The sequence below is a fragment of the Tistrella sp. genome, assembly GCF_002684955.1.
Lineage (GTDB): Bacteria > Pseudomonadota > Alphaproteobacteria > Tistrellales > Tistrellaceae > Tistrella > Tistrella mobilis.
This window is the reverse complement of record NZ_NYWI01000081.1, coordinates 24,036-43,305: the sequence shown is the minus strand read 5'-3', so window position 1 is coordinate 43,305 and position 19,270 is coordinate 24,036. Positions and strand designations below refer to the sequence as shown.

General features: G+C 63.7%; 14 protein-coding genes. All 14 read right to left on the bottom strand.

What is annotated here, in order from left to right:
• Positions 1-388: 388 nt before the first annotated feature.
• On the bottom strand, positions 389-613 hold the full coding sequence (locus CMO28_RS27335) for a hypothetical protein (RefSeq protein ID WP_296719998.1): 225 nt from the start codon (positions 611-613) through the stop codon (positions 389-391).
• Between the two features lie 432 nt (positions 614-1,045).
• Positions 1,046-1,369 carry a DUF736 family protein gene (locus CMO28_RS27330; RefSeq protein WP_296719995.1) on the bottom strand — a complete coding sequence of 108 codons (324 nt, stop codon included), beginning with the start codon at positions 1,367-1,369 and terminating at the stop codon, positions 1,046-1,048.
• Positions 1,370-2,077: 708 nt separating this feature from the next.
• Positions 2,078-2,203 (bottom strand): hypothetical protein, encoded by a 126-nt coding sequence (locus CMO28_RS27325; protein ID WP_296719993.1) that lies wholly within the window; start codon positions 2,201-2,203, stop codon positions 2,078-2,080.
• 97 nt (positions 2,204-2,300) lie between these two features.
• On the bottom strand, positions 2,301-3,797 hold the full coding sequence (locus tag CMO28_RS27320; RefSeq protein ID WP_296719987.1) for a hypothetical protein: 1,497 nt from the start codon (positions 3,795-3,797) through the stop codon (positions 2,301-2,303).
• On the bottom strand, positions 3,769-6,150 hold the full coding sequence (locus tag CMO28_RS27315; RefSeq protein WP_296719984.1) for an SIR2 family protein: 2,382 nt from the start codon (positions 6,148-6,150) through the stop codon (positions 3,769-3,771). Before CMO28_RS27315 ends, CMO28_RS27320 begins: the two co-directional genes overlap by 29 nt.
• A 620-nt stretch (positions 6,151-6,770) precedes the next feature.
• Positions 6,771-7,658: a DUF2493 domain-containing protein gene (locus CMO28_RS27310; protein WP_296719982.1), complete on the bottom strand. Its 888-nt coding sequence runs from the start codon at positions 7,656-7,658 to the stop codon at positions 6,771-6,773.
• Positions 7,659-8,116: 458 nt separating this feature from the next.
• Complete coding sequence (locus tag CMO28_RS27305; RefSeq protein ID WP_296719980.1) at positions 8,117-12,478, bottom strand: strawberry notch-like NTP hydrolase domain-containing protein; 4,362 nt, start codon at positions 12,476-12,478, stop codon at positions 8,117-8,119.
• Positions 12,479-12,569: 91 nt separating this feature from the next.
• Complete coding sequence (locus CMO28_RS27300; RefSeq protein ID WP_296719977.1) at positions 12,570-14,327, bottom strand: ATP-binding protein; 1,758 nt, start codon at positions 14,325-14,327, stop codon at positions 12,570-12,572.
• A gap of 113 nt (positions 14,328-14,440) precedes the next feature.
• Positions 14,441-14,773, bottom strand: coding sequence for a hypothetical protein (locus CMO28_RS27295; protein WP_296719974.1), 333 nt, complete (start codon positions 14,771-14,773; stop codon positions 14,441-14,443).
• A complete protein-coding gene (locus CMO28_RS27290) occupies positions 14,760-15,068 on the bottom strand; it encodes a hypothetical protein (protein WP_296719971.1) in 309 nt (102 codons plus the stop codon). Before CMO28_RS27290 ends, CMO28_RS27295 begins: the two co-directional genes overlap by 14 nt.
• A 132-nt stretch (positions 15,069-15,200) precedes the next feature.
• Positions 15,201-15,407: a hypothetical protein gene (locus tag CMO28_RS27285; RefSeq protein ID WP_296719968.1), complete on the bottom strand. Its 207-nt coding sequence runs from the start codon at positions 15,405-15,407 to the stop codon at positions 15,201-15,203.
• A 47-nt stretch (positions 15,408-15,454) separates the two neighbouring features.
• On the bottom strand, positions 15,455-16,075 hold the full coding sequence (locus CMO28_RS27280; protein ID WP_296719965.1) for a DUF6927 domain-containing protein: 621 nt from the start codon (positions 16,073-16,075) through the stop codon (positions 15,455-15,457).
• Positions 16,076-16,087: 12 nt separating this feature from the next.
• The gene (locus CMO28_RS27275; RefSeq protein ID WP_296719962.1) at positions 16,088-17,026 is read right to left on the bottom strand and encodes an ArdC family protein; all 939 of its coding nucleotides are present in this window, start codon (positions 17,024-17,026) and stop codon (positions 16,088-16,090) included.
• Between the two features lie 79 nt (positions 17,027-17,105).
• A complete protein-coding gene (locus CMO28_RS27270) occupies positions 17,106-19,163 on the bottom strand; it encodes a ParB/RepB/Spo0J family partition protein (RefSeq protein WP_296719959.1) in 2,058 nt (685 codons plus the stop codon).
• Between the last annotated feature and the right edge of the window lie 107 nt (positions 19,164-19,270).

The window sequence follows — 19,270 nt, the reverse complement described above, 5'->3', positions numbered from 1 at the left end:
GTTGGGGTCAATCTCGTTGCTCAACCATGACAGGTAGTCATCAACGATCCGTTAAGAACTATGACGAATTGCTTAAAATGCGAGTGGCTCCTTCCCGATACAGCCCCAAGACGCCGGCCCTGTCGAGGCGCGGCAGACCCTCATGGATGCCATGCCGAGCGCGTCCCAAACCCGCGTCAAGACGGCCTTTCGGCCCCGCCTGCCGGCGGCGTTCCGGTCTTGACCCGGCCCCGTGGCGGACGCACTGAGGGCTCTCCAAGAGGGTCGAAGCCGAAAAACGTCCCAGTGGGACGCCTTTGCAAAGGAACGCAAGGCGCACCGGCGCGTCAGTCGGATGCGCTGTTCAGCCGTCCCGCCTCCCGATCTGCCGTGAGCAAAAAGGGGGGGCTCAAGCCGCCCCCCGCTCCGCCTCCTCTTCTGATTTCGCCAGGGCGATCAGGTCGTCGAGGCGGTCGGCGATCTCTTTGAGATAGGGTGTTCCCTCGACGCCGTAGTCGTCGAAGTCGGCCTCGGCGGATCGGACATGGGCGATCTCGCGGTCGAGCTCCTTGCGCCTGACGGCGATCTCTTCGGTAAGATCGAACGGGAAAGCGATGTCGGTGGGAGTGGTCATCTCGGTGTCTCCTTTGAGTGTGTTTCGACACCGCCCAGCGGTCGGAAACGATCGGCCGGGTCAACGACGCGCGGTACGCGCGCCCGGAGGGCCGGCGGGGGAACCGATTTTTCTCGGAGCGCAGCGGAGGGAAAAATTGGGGGGACCGCCGATCGTTGAGGCGGCCGATCGCTTTGCGGCAGACTTGGGGAATGGCGAACGGAAACCAGGGTGTTGCAGCAGGCTCCGTCCCTTCCCGAAAAGGGTTCGGGCCGGTAAAGCCATCCCCGCGGAGCCGCCGTCGCTCGCTCGCCCCGCTTGGCGAGCGGCGCGCGGCGCAGCGGGAGGGCGGCCATCCCTGTGGTGAGCCCGAGCGCGCAGCCGTCTCAATAAGGAGGCCCCGCGCGGGCCGGGAGGGGCTTCCCGCGCGGGGCCGGTATCGCCAACCGGGGGTTAGTTGGCGATGATGGCGAAGACTTCCTCGTCGTCCTGATCGTTGGCCGGTCCGAGATTGGCGAAGATCGGGCCGCCGCGAGCGATCTGGGGATGCTTGATCGCGACGTTGACGTAGGGGTTGCCCGACTTCTTGCTGACCCGGACCCGGGCCGTGCCGATCTGGGCGCCGTTTTCAGCGACGACTTCCATCTCGGGGGCGTTGGCCGAGACCGCGCCCGTCAGAGGCTGGAGGCGGATTTTGCCGCGCCAGGTCAGGAGGCCGGAAAGTTCGCCCTCATAGCGGTGTTCGCCGGTTTGCTTCACATAGCCAATGTTCGACATCGTTCGATTTCCTTCTTCAAAGTGACTGCCGAAGGGCCGATCCCTTCGACGGGTCGGCCAATGAGGGGCGCAAAGATCGGGGTTTCATCCGCGCGAAAAGATATGCCGGACCGCGAAAGCGGTCCGTCTCTTAAACCTTCCGCGCGGACCGGAGCGGCAGCGGAGGACCCGGACCGGCCTCCTGGCGCGGGCCGTGAGCGGGCATGGCGCGCAAGGGTTCCGCGCCGGCGTCAGTCCGGCGCGGGTTCCTATGCAGCGCCCCCGCGAACAACACGGGGGGAGCCGGGCCGGGTTGAAGGCCCGTATCGCGTCCCTCATAAGACCCGTCCGAACGAAGGGATCAGGTCCTTCGAACAGGCGTCAACGATGAAGAACGGAGAGCGAGCGTCGCGAATTTGGGTTGGCGCCAAGTGAAGCAAAGCGAAGCACCGCCTGGGCGAAACAAAAAAGCCTCCCGGATCAGAGCGCTGCGACGTCCGCCACGCTTCATGTCGAGCGCCGATGGCCACCGCCTCCGTGAGGCCGCCGTATCAGAGCGAAAACAGGGACGCCTGCCGGCCCCGGCCCGGTCCGCCGTCGGAAAAACCGTGCAGCCCATCTCAACCATGATGGCGCGATCACGGATCCAGCGCTCGGCGTGCACCCGCAGACCTCAATCGCGGCGCCGCGCGGGCGATCAGGATAGTAAAGACGAGGATGTTTTCAACGTCAGAGCCAGGTCTCGATGGGGAGGTCGGGCACGCGCGAGAACTCTTCGGCGTTCGCGGTGATGACGGTGAGACCAAGGTTGCGCGCTTGGGCGGCGAGCGGACGTTGGCCAGAATCGTCGCGCATACCCCACGTAGACACCCTCCACCGCTAACTGACGCCGACTGCTTGTGCGCTCCGGCTCTTGCTCAAGTGCTATGCTACGTCACTTGCTCTCGAAACTTCATGTATGAAACCGGAAAGAGGGATTTGGCGTCACGTTGTCGGATAGCTCTGTCATGATCTCTCCAACCTTCTTGGCAAACAAGATCGTTACCGGAAGACGGGTGATTCCGTCGCTTGAATTCCAGTTCATTTTTGACAGCGTTAGAATCTCTTTTGACCGTGCCTCGATATCCGTTGGTCCCGCCGACCCAATTTGCAGCGGCGCTGGAATATGAGCGCCGGGAAATTCATCCCACCACGGCACATACCCGCTCGTGAACAAATAAGATTCGCCTTCAATTCGACAGAGCGTTCCGCGCCAAGGCTCCTGCGAGCCTTTCCGAACAAGCCGAAAAGACGTCTGCCTGAGCCAGACAAGATCGCAGGCCGGCACAATGTCCTTCGTGCCCTCGCGGAAACCTTCCTCTTCTTCGGGCTGGTACATCGATGTCTTGTGAACGACAACGCGCTTTGGTTTTACACCGGTTCGCTTTTCGTAGCCGTGAAGGATGTCGCGCATCATTGCAAACGCTTGCGACTTGTTGAGATATGGCTGCCTGTCGCGCCGTTGCTCGTGGTCAATGTGCGCGCCCTTCAGACAGAACGGCTCGTGGTCAGACGAAAAGGCTTGAGCGACGCTGGCATAGACAAGATGCCCGCCTCGCTTTTTTAGATGATGGAAAGATACTCCGATGAAGCACACGCCTTCAGGCAGATCAGCCGGTCGCCAAGGAAGGCCACCTGCTTTGTAGTAGAGCGCGGTTGCGAAGTTCCAGCTTCGCGTGGCCTGGCTATGTCCGGCATCCTCCGGGCGATCGATCGTGCTTCTGCGTAACACCTGAATGGGAACCGCATTGTCGTATTTGTGAACCTTAGCCTTCAACGCCCGATAGAACGTGCGGAACAGCAAGTCTTCGGCTGTTGTGCGCAGCGCCTCGGCCTCCGCCAACTCCTCCTCCGTTGGGGCAAACAGATCGCCTTGGGCGCTTTCCTCCTCACGCTTGAGAATTTCAAGCGCCCTTCGCTCCCTTGCCGAAAGCCCGGGGTTCTGCACACGCAGATCGCCCAGGTCATCTGGAATGCAGACGACGATGCAGTCCGGGCGAATGTCACCGAACATCGCGCTGAGAGGGCCTTCGAAAAGCTCAACAAGTGCTTCGAATTCGTCACCGGTGATGCGCTCTCTAAAAAGACGCTGGAACTGTAACTTGTCGATTATGCGGACGAATTGCTGTTCGATTTCGAACTTGGCGCCAAGCGCCTTTTCAGCCCCGGGCCAATCCCGGAATCGACGGGCATTGCGCTCGTGTGCAGCCTTGAAGATACTCAGGCTCTCGATCCAAGCGTGCGCCGCATTCACATCGTCCTTGAGAGCGATCAGGCCAATTCGGATCGTTCGTAATCCACGGTGGTCGGCAGGGCCGTTCGCGGAAAGCGCACGGCGCGGATCGAGATCTCGCCGCCCGTTGCTGAACTGCAACTCCGGTTCAGGCAGACATTTGATCTTTATCGCCATCGACATCAAGCAATCCTTCCTCGGGAACATCCAATGACATGAATGAGCCCTCGAGCAGCAGATCTTTGACCGGGCCATGGCCGAGGTTCACGACGGGCGCGCCTCCCGAGATAAAACGGCCCCAGAAAGTCAGATCACTCTCGACGCTTTGATTGCGATCGAACTTCATTCTTCGGGCCGCCTTCGCCGTCCTGGCATATCCTGGTAAAGGCGTACGCGCATCGGGGCCGGTGAACATGTAGAACGGCTTCACTCGCACGCCCCACACGGAACCCAATCGGGCAATCTCGTAGGCTATCCCTTCGTTCTCGAACCACGCGCGCGGAGGGTCGCCGCGTTGTTTCACGACTTCACGCGGCACACCGCGACGGCGCGGTGTGTCGTAGATCATCATTCTCGGCCCATTCTTCTCTCCGAAGAAGTAGGCGCGGCGGTTGGACTTGCGGTCGGGCTCGATCATAAACCCCTGCCCGCGCAGAGCGTGCAGGTGGCTTTCGAAGTGCTTTCGAAGCAGCCACGAAAGAACGCGCGCAGAGTCTGAATCATCTGCCAAGACTTCTCTAGGAATTTCTCGGACATTCTGTTCGGTCATCACGGGTTTAAGAACCGTATGGAGCAGCGGTGTCGGTGCGAATGACCAAAGCTCGCCTGAATGGACCAATGCCGTGTCAATCTCGTCCAACGGCACTTTCTTTGCGATCGTTTGCATTGTCCCAGAAACACGAACTCTTGAGACCGCCGGCGGGAGGGAGGAGAACGGCATCAGATTGATCACGTAGGTGCCGATTGGCCGCGTCTCCCGCGCTACCGGTGACGACCTGCCGGAGGCATCGGGCTGCAAGATCTCAGCCCTGAAATCATCACTCCCTGGCGGGATACTGAAAATTGCGTCGCCATCGCCTTCCTTCGCGAACTTGACAACATCAGAGAGTCCGGTACCGGCCCGTTCCATAACGCTCATGCCGAAAAAGATGTCGCAAAGGGCGCGGTTCCTTGGTGAGGTCAATTCGTGGACTGGCTCGAACCGTCCCCACGCGTCCAGCGTGAGCCTGTCCGCGACGCGCTCTGGCAACCGGCCGGGATTTTGAAAATAGATCCCGTTGTTGCCTCGAACCTCCATGGTCGCGGGACGGTCGTCGTCATAGTCGCGGTGAACCAGCAGATTGATGCACAGCTCAATCAAGGCACGTTCGTGAAATGCGCGTCGCTCTTCATGCTTCCCGCGCACTTTCACCTTCAGGGTTGGATTAACGTCGGGTTGCTCCAGCCATTCCAGAAGCTCGCTCCGTTGCTTCAGGAGGTTTCCCGCGAAGACTTTGCGCTTCTTTCCATCGATTGTCGCGGTGACGATCGCGTGAGGCAGAAAGCGCTGCGGTTCTCGTCCGAAAAGGAGCATTGCTGCTATGCTGGGCCGCTCGATTTCGGCCGCTCCAACAAGGAGTCCAAGTTCGCGCAGAAACACCTTGAGCGTGCCTGCAGTAGGTTCTCGGAGGCCCAACTTGCGTGAATATTGGAGGGCTGTATGAAGGGCAAGGTCCAGATCAAGATCGGCAAGTGTCGCACCTTCCATCATACGATCGTCGAAATTCGGAATGGCGTCTACGACGGGAGCGCCGAGGTTTCGTTGCTGCCGAGCGAGTTCTTTGTCGAGATCGGCGAACAGGTCGTCAAAGCCATCAATGTCGCAGAGTTTGAAATTGCTGCCGAGTCGCTCCTGAAGCGCCTCGACATTCGGGTGCAAATCGCCACCACGATGGCACCAGAATATTCCCTTCTTGAACGCGAGGTCTCCGGTCTCACCAAGCAGGCTGGTCATGATCGATGGCTCGGCACCTCGGTAGCCGACCACGACGAGAGGCGTGGACTGGAGAAGCGGGAGCAGGACTCCCACTAGCTTCGGATCGAGTTGTGCGACTTCTTCCGACAGATTCCTGTCGGTATATTGCTCCGCTTTCCCGTGGAGCCATACGATTTGGGCCCGGTTGAAGATGTCAAATTCGCGGAAATCGTCCGGACCCCGATTTACTTCCGCGACGTGACGGATATGCGGCCGCTTGTCGTTTAGGACCCGTGGAAGACAGATGTCGAAATTGGTCGTGAGAATCGTTCCGACTAGCCCGCGCAAGACAAGTTCAGCGAGGTGCCGATATCCGTTTCCAATCTCGGCGTTGGGTGCGATCAAGTCGAGTAGCAATCTCTGCCGATATGCTTGTGGTCTGAGCAGATGCTTGACGGCCAACGGAAAGTTTTCTGAGAGCCTCGCGGGATCGCGGATGAACCAAGGCTGATCGCCAAGCCAGGCCATCCATTCCGAGGTTTTCACTTGTTCAGGCAGCACCTGACCGGCGACCACTCGCTCGGCATAGTACCGTCTCGCAATTCGCCTGACGCTTTCGTCGGCGAGTGGCACTCCGGACGAGAATGAAGCGCCAGCGCCCAACAAAACTGTTGGGCGCGCCTCGTTATGTGGCTTGAGAAGCGACACAAGTTCGCGAACAGTGTCTGAGTGACTCATACGCTGGCCCTGATTCAACTAAATCGACTGGCGGGAACAATACACGAACACAGATCAAGATACAGTCACTTTTTGTCCCCATCAACCGAAATATAGTAGGTGGGATGGCAACCTCCGCTCTGAGTGCCGAGCGCAAGATCCTCTCCTGGCTAGGAACGCCATAACCGATGGCCGCAGCTGGACGGCCGGCTTCCAATGCGAAAGCTGACGTTCGGTTCAACGATCATGAAAGACCGAGAAACCTGCACAAACTAAGACCATCATGTCCGGAGTTTCTCGACCCAACTACCTTGCCGGGCTCAGGTTGGTGAAAGCCCAAGATGAGACGTTGTGCGCCTACTGGCTTTGAGGAAAGTGTGATGGGGGCCGGCGATCGCCTGGCCTTTGCGCCGCGTCAGGATCGGCATAGAGCCGCGCGATGGGTCAAAATCGCGGTGACGCTCAGGGGCGGAGGCGGCCTAACGGCCGCCTCCGCAGCGCATCACGGTGACGCGAGCCTTGTCGGCTTTCTGGCCTAGATTGAGGGGGATGCCGTTGCCGGGGAAGAGGACGACGCCGGTGAGACCGGCGGCGATCATCATGTCGTTGCGCTTGAAGGGCGCCGCTTTGCCGTGCTTGGCGAAGTCGGGCTTGAAGACGATCTGGGCGACGCCGCGCACCTCGGCCCAGGCGGCGGCGGCGACTTCTGCGCCGCGGGCCTGTCCGCCGTGGCAGAGGACCATGTCGGGATAGCGGCCGCGGACCTTGTCGAGCACGAGGTAGACGGCGTCGATATCGAGCCAGTCGGGGCCGCCGCCGAAGGCGATCTTCGGGCCCTCGGGGAGATGGTCGGCGAGCTCGCGCTTGACCAGCGCGCGCGAAAAATCACGGGAGTCGACGATGGCGGAGGTGAGGCCTGGTGCGGCCTTGCGCGAGCCGGACCGGGGTTTCCAGCTCGACCCGGTGACCGTCTGGAAGGCGTCGGCCATGGCGGCGCGCATGTCTTCGAAGGCGCGGATATGCTCCAAAAGCGCCTGGCCCTTGGCGGTCTCGCGTTCGAGCTCGACCGACCTGATCTCCGAGCCGTCCTGTTCGTCGATGAGGGTGCGCTGGCGGGTTTCGTTGTCGCCGAGGTCGCGTTCGAGGCGGTCTATCTTGCGGTGGAAGACGTTGACGAGGCTCCAGGCGAGGTCTTCCGTGTGCCTCTCGAGCGCGGTGCCGTCGAACATGTCGTGAAGGGCCACGACGAAGCCGGCGGCGGACCGGTCAAAGTCGCGTTCCTCGGAGAGCGGATCGTCTTCGATCGGAATGGGACCAGGCCCGTAGAGGGCGAGATCGTCACAGATGCGGGCGGTTGGTGAGTCCATGGGTCGTCATCTCCTGGTTCGAGGCCGCCCGGCCTGCCCGAGCGGCGGGACCCCTTGGCGGCCGGGAACCGAGCCCGGCTGTCACCCTTTGGGCGGGCCGCGTCAGCGAGCCCGAGCGCGTCAGCGCTTGACTGACGGGCGCCCGGCCGCATGGTCCCCGCCCCTTCGCTCGGGGAGCGGGCGGACTTTCGAACCGAGGCGGAGAGACGCGATCCATGGCCAAACGCACCGCGGATGGCGGATGGCGGTCTCGATCGCGCGGGTTAGAGAAGGATGAAGCGAGCCGGTTCACCGGTGTCGCCCGGACGGATCGGCGGCGGTCGTCAGCCCGGCATGGACGGCCTTGAGGGGGAGAGAGGAGAACGGCCGCGGGGCGAGGAGACGAAGACACCCGGCGACCGCCCAACGCGACCGGCGTTCGAAGATGCCGGCGCATGATCTGTCGGACAGGACGCGGATCAAGCCGTACGGCACGCGAGCGGCGGGCCATAGCGGGCGATCACGCGCTCAAGGACTTGGGCGTCGCCGACCGGCGCGAAGACCCGGGTGCGCCACTGGATAATCTCGGTGAAGCAGCCGCAGGCTTTGAGGCCCGGCAGCCAGGACGCCGGCGCGTCGCGGATCTCGAGACGCTGCTGATCCATCACGCGGCAGGCAGCGATGAACGCGCCCTCGGACAGCGGCACGCGCTCCCAACGCTCAAGCGCGGCAATCATGTCGCTGGACGTCATGCGGACGGCGGCGCCCTCGACGCCGCAGGCCTCCAGCAAGGGCGCGATCATGGACGGCACGATATAGCGGCCGAGATGAGCCGCGCCGTCATCGTCGGTCAGGCGGTAGACGATCGGACGCTTGGCCGCGAGCAGCGACCAGAGCGGCATGATCAGGCCGACCACAAGGCCGAACTCGTCTTGGCTGAACTCCGGCGTCGCTGTCACCTCGGTGCGCCACAGACGCTCGAAGGCGTCGCGCGTCGCTGGCGCCCAGGCCGTCTCCTCGAACTCTTCGGCGAGCATCTTCTGGCGTTCGTTAGGCCGGATGAGCTCGATGCGCGCGAGGACGGCGCCGGTGTTCTCGTCGGTGAGCGGGGTGGCCGGGCGAACGACGGCCGCGCGCTTCGAGCGCTCGTTGACGAAGTATTCCGCCTTCTTCGACCCATAACCGCCATGGAGCGCGTCAAGACTAAGCGGGCGATTGCGCGTGCGCCGCGCGATGCGCAGGAGCTTCGTCTCGGCCTTGGTCTTGGGGTCGACCCGGAGGACATGGGCATCCATCAGTTTGAGGGAGTCCGCGGTGATGGTCTCCGCCCCCACATCGAGCGTCCCGGCGGCGCGGGCGGCCTCGACGCGGGTCTCGACGATCTCCTCGAAGACGCCGAACAGTGTGTTCTGCACAGCAATCGGCAGCGCCAGAAGCCGGTTGAGAAAGCGGCGGATCGGCGGCAGATCCTCTTTCAGCGTCCCGTCCTTGTCGAGAAGCGTGAGGCCGGTCATATCCTCGAACTGTGCCAGCGTGATTCCGCCCTGGGGTTCGAAGGCGAGACGCCGGAAGAAGATGCGCAGGCTCTCGCGCGCCTCGTTGCTTTCGAGATTGTCCTCGGCGCGGAAGAGGCCCTGGCCGCCGGTCTGGCGTTCGCCCTTCGTCAGCGCGCCGAGGGCATCCAGCCGGCGCGCGATGGTCGACAGAAAGCGCTTTTCGCCCTTCACATCGGCGGCGACCGGACGGAACAGCGGTGCGGACGCCTGATGCGTGCGGTGGGATCGGCCGAGGCCCTGGATGGCGGCGTCGGCCTTCCATCCGGCTTCCAGCAGATAGTGAGACCGTCGGCGCTGGTTCCGCCGCCCGAGATCGGCGTGATAGGAGCGCCCGGTGCCGCCTGCTTCGGAAAAGACGAGAATGCGTTTCCGGTCGTCCATGAAGGCGTTGGTCTCGGCGATGTTGACCGAGCCTGGCCGGTTTTCGATTTCGACGCGTTCGCCGCCGAGCTCCTTGTGACGAATCACGCGCCGGCGCCGTCCGGTGATCTCGGCGACATTCTCCGGCGCGAATTTCCAGATGAGCTGGTCGAGCGCCGATGTCACCGGCGGCAGCACGCCGAGGCGTTCGATCATCGCGTCGCGTCGCTCCAGCGCTTCCTGGCTGTGGACCGGCGCGCCGGCGGCGTCGAAGACCGGCTCGGCAACCTCCGACCCGTCCTCCTTGCGCACGATCCGGAACAGCTGGGTCGGGAAGGAATGGACGAGATAGTCCATGACGGCCTCGCGCGGCGTCAGATCGAAGTTGCCGTCGCGCAGATCGGCGGCGGAAATCTCGGCAAGACGGCGGTCCATGACCGCCTCGCCGGTGGAGACGATCTGGACGACGGCGGCGCGGTCCTCCTCCATGTCCGCCTCGATCGCCTTGATCAGCGTCGGGACCTTCATCGCGGTCAGGAGATGGTTGAAGAAACGCTGCTTGGTCGATTCAAACGCCGAGCGGGCGGCCGCGACGGCGTGGCGGTTCTTCGAGCCCTCCTCGTCGACGACGTTCATCGCTTCCAGGGCGGCTTCGAGATTGTGGTGGATGACTTTGAAGGCGCCGGCATAGGCGTCGTAGATTTCCACCTGCTGCGGGGTGAGCTGATGGTCGAGGAAGGCGTATTCGACCCCGTCGAAGGAGAGATTGCGAGCGCAGTAGAGCCCCATGGCCTTGAGATCGCGACAGACCATCTCCATTGCCGCGACGCCGCCCTTGTTCATCTCGGCGATAAAGTGCTCGCGCGAGGTGAAGGGCGCGTCCGCGCCGCGCCAGAGCCCGAGCCGTTCGGCGTAGGCGAGGTTTTCCACCGCCGAGGCGCCGGTAGCGCTGGCGTAGACGACGCGGGCGCCGGGCGCGCGTAGTTGCAGATCGACGCCTGCCCGTCCCTGCTGGGACGCGGCCTTGAGGCCCCGGTCGCCCTTGACGGCGGCCGCGTTCTGCATGGCGTGGGCCTCGTCGAAGGCGATGACGCCCTCGAAGTCCTCGCCGAGCCAGTCGAGGAGTTGGTCGAGGCGCGAGGCCTTGCCATCCCGCCCCGCGCCGCGCAAGGTGGCGAAGGTGGTGAAGAGGATGCCTTCATAGGCTCCGATGCGCCGCCCGAGCTTGTAGCGCGATTGGGGGATGATCTCGGCCGCGCCGCCGCCGAGCGCGGTCCAGTCGCGGATCGCGTCTTCTTTCAGCTTATCGGATTTGGAGATCCAGACGGCCTTGCGGCGGCCCTTGATCCAGTTGTCCATGACGACCCCGGCGACCTGGCGGCCCTTGCCGCAGCCGGTGCCGTCGCCGATGAAATAGCCCATGCGCAGGCGGAAGCCTGCCGGGTCGTCCTCCCCTGTCTCCGTCACCTCGCCGGTTTCGGGATGGCGCACGAAGGCGCCGTCCATGAAGCGGGCATGGGCCTCGCCGGCATAGACGATGCTTTCGAGCTGGCCGTCGGAAAGGATGCCGTCGGTCACCAGCATCGTGGGCAGATGCGGGCGGTAGGTCGGCGCCGGCGGGTCGATCGAGCCGAGCGCGGTCGATTGGGGGAGCGGCGTCGGATGGTCCTTTGCGCCGGGGATGCGGATGCGCGCGACGCGATAAGCCTGGTAGATGCCTGATGCGTCGATTGCGGCGCCGGTTCTGGGATCTGGGCCCCCGGCCTCATTGGGGTCGATCACCTCATAGTCGATCTCCGCGCCCTGACGGGTGACGCTGCGGATGATCGGCGCGGACGCAGCGACCGCCCTCGTGGCCTTTGGCGGCTTGCGGTCGATGCGGCGCGGCGCAGCTTTGGCGGCGCCCGCGCGCGGGAGCAGCGCTGCGATCCGGTCGAGGAGCCCCTGGAGCGTTCCCGCCTCGCATGAGGCCTCCGGATCGGCGCCGCGCGGCCGGTCGCCCTTGAGCTTGTCGATGACGAGGAGCCGGGTCGAAATGGTCGTGCCGCGGCGGGCGTAGACCGCGCCGTCGAGGCCGGCGGCGAGGCGCAGCTGTCCGCTCTCGAACAGGCGCCGCCAGAACCGCCCATGGGACGGCGCGCCGGGCGCGAGGCCGTGATTGACGATGGCGACGAGCCGTCCACCAGGCGCCAGGCGCTTGAAAGCGCTCCAGACATGGGCGGCGGCTTCTCCGGCATGGTCGCCGCGCGCCAGCCCTTTTGCGAAGGGCGGGTTCATCAGGACGACAGAGGGACGCTCGGGATCGCCCAGGAGATCGTCGATCTCGGCGGCGTCTTCGCGGTGGACGCTTGTGTCGAACAGGGCCTCGAGGGCACCGGCGCGGTCCGGGTCGATTTCGTTGAGGATGAGCCTCGCGCCACCGATGCGGGCGAAGGCGGCGAGCGCGCCGTGGCCGGCGGAAGGCTCCAGCACCAGGTCGCCGTCGCGAATTTCGGCGGCGAGGAAGGCGGCGTAGGCGTAAGGCGCGGGCGTGGAGAACTGTTGCAGGGCCATGCTGTCTTCGGTCCGGAGGCGATTGGGCGGTTGCAGCGCCGCCATGGCGTCGAGGCGTTCGAGCGCCGTCGCTGGATCGGCGGCGATGAGCGTCTTGCCGACCTTCAGGAGATGGCGGGTTTCGGCGACCTCGGCGGCGTCATAGGCGTCCTTCCAACTCCAGGCACCCTCGGCGTCGGAGCCGCCATAGGCTGCGGTCATCGCCTCACGCAGCTTGGCGCGGGTGATGCGTTGCGCATTGGCGATGCGGTAGGCGATGAGGCGTGCGGCCTCCATACGGGGATTGGGTGACGGTAAGGCATGTGCCGCGCCTTGCGCCGATGCGGCGTTCGGCCCGGTCGGCGGGTCTTCGGTAAGCGATAAGAGGTCCATGTGTCTGTCTCCTTCGAGGGCGAACGAAAACGCCGCCCGCGGAGGGTTCCGGAGGCGGCGTTTTCGCTGGATCAGGCGTGGTGTCGGCGGATCAGGCGCCGGGCGGCGGGGCCGCAGTCTTGTCGGCGGCGGCGACTTCGATGGGAGGCTCGGCGAAAGCGACGTCGACGTTGTAATTGTCGATGACGATCACGACGCGCCTGTCGGACGGGCAGGTCCAGCGGACATGCTCGGCGGCGTGATCGCGAATGAAAGCGATCAATGCCGCCTCCTTGCCGATCAGCACCTCGCAGGCGCGCGCATAGGCGGCGATCTCATAGTCGCGGCGCTGGGTCTGATAGGAATTGGCCTCGGCGTCGTCGGATGGACTGAAATAGCTGTCGACGATGAGCGTGGAGAGGTCGTCGGGATCGAGAGCGCGTTCGGTCAGAGCCGTCTTTGTGATGATCGGCAGGACCTCTTCGGCGTCATCGCCTTCGCCGATCAGAATGAGGTCCGTATCGATATCGAGGGACCGGCGCGCGCCGTCCTGTTCGATCACGAGATTGGCGACGATCCTGTCGGGCCGCGCCCGGTCGGCCCAATCCTTATCGGTCAGGCCGTCGAACGAAACGCCGTCTATCGAGGCGTGTGCGCCATCGAGATCGAGGAGGACGAGTTCACTGTCGCCGTCGATCAACGTCCAACGCACTTCGATGATTTTCGCCAAGGCGTCATACCAGCGATAGCCCTCATAGGCCGCATGCTCCTGGTAGAGGTGACTGAAGGCGCCGCCGTCGAGTGCCCGAGACAGGCACTGCATGATGACCGGGCTTTCGTTGACCGCGATGACGACGGCCCCGTCCTTGACCGATTCGAGCTTATCTAAGCCGGCCCAATTGTCCTGAGCTGTCGGAGGCGAAAAGGAACGCAGCCAGTCCCGCGCTTGCGACAGGTCGACGCCGAGCTCATGGGCTCGGCAATAGTCCTTGTACGCCAGGGAATGGTCTTTGCAGGATGCGATGTGCCGGTAGATCGCCCGCTCGCCGGCCTCGAGCAAGTCGCGCCAGGCATCGTTCAGCACCATTTCCTTGCGGGCGGGTAGAACCAGTTCCAGCCCGGCGCCGCCGGTAAAATCGAAGGCGGCGTGGTACGATCCGGCGTTGAAGGTCTCATGAACATCAGGCGTCGACGGCGAGAGGGTCAGCCCGAAGAAATTGGCGGCGATCGTGTCGCGCCAACGGCCATTCGGGATGACCCCGATCCGGCCGCCGTCAAATGTCTCGATACGGACGGCTTTTTCGAGGAAGTCGCTGCGGACGATCTCGATGGGGTCGTCCGGATGACTGCTGTAAAAGACGGGGATGGGGTAAAAGCCGGCGACCTTTTCCAGGAGGGGACGTACCGACATTTCGCCGCCGTCTTTCTTGGGAAAGGAGATGCCCGTCCCCTGCCGTTCATCGTCAAGCGTCTCGAAAGGAACGCTTTCCCGGCCCTGAAACGCTTTCGACGTGATCTTCGCGTACCATCCGGACAAGGCGCCTTCGGGCATGGACCAGATCTCGCATCCCCGGCGCGACAGGCTCCAGAACCCCATGCCGGCGGGATCTTCCAGCCGCGCGGTCTCGCCCTCCCAGCCGCTTTTGCCGAAGGACAGAAGCGTCTCGGGATTGCGCATCCCGACGCCGTCATCGCGAACGATGATGTGATCGGGTTCTTCAATGATCTCCACCCGGGTCGCGCCGGCGCGGCGGGCGTTTTGAAGGAGCTCGTTGAAGATGTCTTCGAGGCCCGCGTTGAAGAAGCGGGTGGCCTTGTCGAGAGCGTCGGCTGAAATCCGGGCGCGGATGTGCGTAACCATATCGGTCATGGTGTGTCTCCAGGGGTTGCGGGTGAAGGGTCGTGGACGCCGTATCCGGCGTCTGGGTCTCAGGCGTTAGCGGCGGCGGCGCTTAAGGCGCAGGGTCTCGCCGTTGGCATGCCTTATCGTTCAATGATCTGGAGCGATCGATGCGACGGGGCCGGTGCGTTAGCGCCGGCGAGCTTGCGGCGAAAGCGGCGGGCGAAGGCGAAGGCGGCTCTGCGGCTGTCTTCGTCGGCTAGGACTTCGCCGCGTCCACCCGACAGGCGGGCGATGACCGTCCAAAGGTCCGGCGTCTCGCCGGGCTTGATCGGACGGATCGTCACGATCTCCCGATCAGGATCGCCGACATGTTGCGAAAGGTTGCGCATGGCGGCGATTTCGATCGCGTCAATGCGGTTGGTTTTGCTTGGCGTCGGCCCCGACCGCGGGGTCGATTGATCAATCATGCCCATGGCGAACCTCCGTTTCCGAAGGCGCCGGTTCGAAGTCCTTTGCCGCGCCGTCGTGGTAACAATCGGCGCAGGACGTAAACGTGTCGCGATCCCAATAGGGTTCGCTGCCGGTCAACGCCTCAAGGGCGTCATACGGATCGCCATTAAGCGATTGCTTCTGAACAACCCGGCAGGTGATCTCGGCGCTGACGCGCAGATCGGATGAGCCACAACTCGGGCATCTCATCCTGGCGTCCACTTTTCCGCGGCTGTCCGCGTCGCGGGCTTGATCGGGTTGTGTCGTGAAATCATTCATGGGGTGGATCTCCTGTGTGAGGTGACGAAGGCCCGCTTTCTTTCCCCTCGGCGGGCCTCATGCCCGCCCGGAACCCGGCCTTTGACTTTTCGGAAAGCGCCCGCACCTCGGGTGCAGAGGGGCGGAAGGAGGTCATGCGACGCGCTCCGCGCCGCCGTCGGCGAACAGGGTGAGGACGGCGTAGGCGCCGCCGTCGAGCTCCTCCGCGAAATCCTCATTGAGGGCGCGCGCTTCTTCACGCGCCTCGTTCAGACAGCCGATCCCGTATTCGGGGGTTTCGGGAAAGCGACCCTCCGGATCGACGATCGCATAGCCGAGAATGATCCTTGAGCCTGACATGGCAGGCCTCCTTTCGTTGTTGGAATGGGTAGGCGTTAATGCCGGCGTCAGAGCAATGACGTCTGCGTCGGCCGGTCTTGCTCCGACGCCGCTTCGGCGGACGGCTCGGACTCGACGGTGAGGTCGACCGTCTCGATCCTGGCGATGCGATAGAGCGTTCCGGTCGTGAGGCCGCGATGGGCGATCCCGCGTTTGCCGTACCGCTCGGCGCGGAAGCGCTGCTCGACCGAACCGTCCGTGAACGTCATCGGCTCCGCCAGGGTGAAGATGTCGCCGACCTTGGGACGGGCGCGGCGGCGGGCGTGATGGGCCCGGACGTCTTCGCGCCATTTGCGGGCATGATCGCTAGCCGGCGGATCGAGCCGGTCGAGAATGCGCAACGGGCAGTCTATGACGACCGGTCCCATGTCCTCGGACATGTCCTTCCAGCCCAGCGTATAGCCGTCGCTCGCACGCGGGACGTGATTGACAAGGCCGACGAGGGCGAGCGTGCGAACCTCGCCCTTTGTCTTGTTCGTCCAGCGCATGGCGGCGTAATAGCGGCGCATCTGAACCAGCGCGCTGTCGAGGATTTCCCATTTGCCGGCATCGTTCTCGCTCTCGAAGTGGGCGTCGAGATAGGCGCGGACGCCGCCGCCGCGATAATCGGAGGTGTAGGTCCAACCCATGGTCCGCCTCCCTCACGCCGCGGACCGGACGCCGGTCCCGTCGGCGTTCGGTCGGTTGCTGTCCGCGGCCGGGTGTCCGGCTCGCGCCAGCACGAAATCGGCCGCCTTCTGCGCGTCCGCGGCAGCTTTGAGGATGAAGCGCTTGTCGTTTTTGAGCGCCTTGAGCCAGGAGCTCACATAGGCGGCGTGGTCCTCGACATGGTCGGGGGGAAGGCCGATGTTGGCGCCCAGGATGGCGGAGCCGATCTCGGCGACGAGCTCTTCAAACGCGTACCGAGTATCGCCAAAGGTCTTACCCTTGGTGCGGTCGAGGCGATGCGGCGCTCCCGACCAATGAATCGTCTCGTGCGCACGGGTCGCGAAATAACGTTCCGGATCGTCGAAGGCCCCGTACGGCGGCATCTGGATGAAGTCTTCCGAGCGTCGATAGAAGGCCCGGTCGCCGCCATGGCGCACCTCGGCGCCAATCCGGCCGAAGAAGGCTTCGCGTTCGGACGGCGGCGGCGTCTTCTCGATCTCCGACCGGTGGTGCTGATAGAAATGCGCCGGCAGATCGTCGATCTGTTCGACATTGAAGACCGGATAGCATTTGAGGAATCGGATGGTCTCGTCGACTTCCTCGCCCTGGTCGTCCTCCTGTCGCTTCGTGGTCGTGCCGTAATAGATGATGGCCACGGATTTCTCGCCCTTGCGCACATGGCCGCCGAGCTCCAGCGACTGGCGAAAGGTCATCCAGCGCGGGTTCTCGAAGCCCATCTCGCTGGCGCGGTCCCAGAGGATCAGGACGTTCATGCCGGTATAAGGCGCGCCGGTGTTGCGCAGCGGCTGCAGCGCGCCGAGGCCGTTCTTCCAGGGTTGCTTCCAAGGCGGCGCGCCAGCCTCAAGCGCCTTGATGATGCGATCGGTGATCTCTTGCGCCACATCGCGGCGCGGTTTCTTGTGCCGTGTCATAGTCTGTCTCCGAAAAAGAAAAACGCCCGCGAAAGCCGCGGGCGTTGGTGGAAGGTTGAGAGGGTGTCGACGAGCGCCGTCAGGCGGCGATCTCGTCGGTGGCCGGGTCTTCGCCGGGGTCGATCTCGGCTTCGGCGCCGGGCGCGGCGTCTTCCCCGACTTCATCGTCATCGACATTGTCGTCGTCTGGCTCTGGCGCGGCGAAGGCCATGCCAGCCGGCGCCCAATCGTCGAGCGCGTCCCGATGCTTGGTGTCGACCGGCGTGGTGTCGTGGATCAGCCCGTCGCAGAGATCGACCAGTTCCGATTTCTTGGCCTTGAAGTCATTCGACAGCTTGGCCGCGACGTCGCCGCCCACCGTTTCTTTCAGGAAGGCGATGAGTTGGTCCTTCTTGATCCGGGCGAAGAAGCTCTCGCCGGTGGGCTTCCAATAGTCGCGGATGTTGAGATCCATCTCATGGGCGACCAGAGCCGTGAGCGTCGTCGCGCTGCTCATGGACTCGACTGTCATCGCCACGGCGAAAGCGACAAGGCTGTCGCGCTCGTCCGCCTCGAGCGCCTTGAATGCGCTCCAGCTTGCGATAAGGCCGGCGCTGTCGAAGATGTCGGTGCGCAGCGCCCGTTCGGCATGGTCGAGAAGGGCCGCCGCCGTGGTTTCGCCGAGCTCGCCCCGTTCGACCCGCAGATCGGCTTTATTGGCCTGCAAGGTCGTGCCGTGGGGCGACGCGAATACCGGGCCGAAGATGCGCCGCACCAGGATGAACTGGTGCATGAGGATCGCCGTCTCCGGGGTATCCGCGAGCGCCGCCTGAAGCGCTTGGGCCTTGTAGACGGCGAGATCGCTGCGAAGGCCGAGGCCATAGCCAGGCGCTGCTTTCGGCGCATCCTCGTCATCGCCGTCCACATCGACACTGCCACCCGCACCGCCCTCTCCGGCACCGGTGTCGTCCGCCGTCAGAGCCCGGACTTTCTTGCGGTCCTCCTTACGGACGAGCCCTTCATGCACCGTCACACCGTCATGGGAGGGATAGAGGATGCAGCCGGCGACGGCCTTCTGCTCGGCCGTGAAGGCCCGTTCGACGTCGCGCAGGTCGTCGAGCCGTTCCTCGATCGCGTCATAGCGTTCGGAGTCTTCGTCGCTCCAGTCTTCGGCGTCGGCGTTCTTTTCGAGGAGGACGTCGAGCTCTTTTTCAAGTTTGACCCGCTCGGCCTGTTCTTCCGGGCTCTTCTCGACGATCTTGCCGTAGATGCGATCGAACCCGTGCATCAGGTCGTAGGCGTAGCCTTCGTGAGCTTCGACCCAGGACCAGCCGTCGGCTGTGAGCCGTTCGACTTCTTCCGCAAGCTTAGCGTCGCGCAAGCTGGCCAGAAGCTCCAGATCGGTGAGATGCGCCTCGTCGCTGAAGAGGTCGCGCTCCACCGTGCCGCCCGCAGCCTCATAGGCGTCGAGTGTCACGAACTTAACGATGGCGTCGCTGCTCGAGACAGCGTTCTCGTAGAGCATCTTGCGCACCGAATGGGCCGAGAAATGTCCGCCCTCGTCGATGGCCTTGAAGACGCGCTCTTGCCGGGCAAGATCGGGGCAACCCGCGAACAGTTTGGCAATGTCGAGGCTGATCTCGCCCTCGCGCAGCGCCTTGCGGACGCAGGGCGCGGCCTGGCCGAGCGAGAGGCGCTGGCGCACGGCTCGCTCCGTCGCGCCGAAGCGCTTTGCGATCTCCTCGACGCTAAGGCCCAGAGCGTCGAGTTTGGCGAAGGCTTCAAAATCGTCGATCGGGCTCAGGGCTTCACGGACGATGTTCTCCGCGAGCGCTTCTTCGGAAGCGTCGGCGTCGTCGCTGGGGACGATCCGGCACGGGAACTCTTGCGTCTTGGTGAAATGGCCTTCCTTGGTCAGCAGGCGGAGCGCCGCAAGGCGCCGTCCGCCGTAGCGGACCTCGTACTTGCCGGCGCTGGTGTCGGACGGACGCACACCGAGATTTTGCAGAAGACCACGCGAACGGATCGACGCGACCAAGAGGTCGTCCGCCGTATTCGGCTTGGTCTTGCGCGGATTCTCGCGGGACATCACGAGCTTGGAAAGCGGGAGATGCACGGTCTCCCCGATTTCGTGCCGTGGGGTCTGGTGCTGGGTCATAAGCCAGTCTCCTTCAGGTTGAAGTTTTGAGGAGAAGCTCCGGCCCCTTTGCTTTCCGGGAAGCCGGGCTTCGCCCGGCTGGAACAGGACTTTTACTTTTGGGGAAG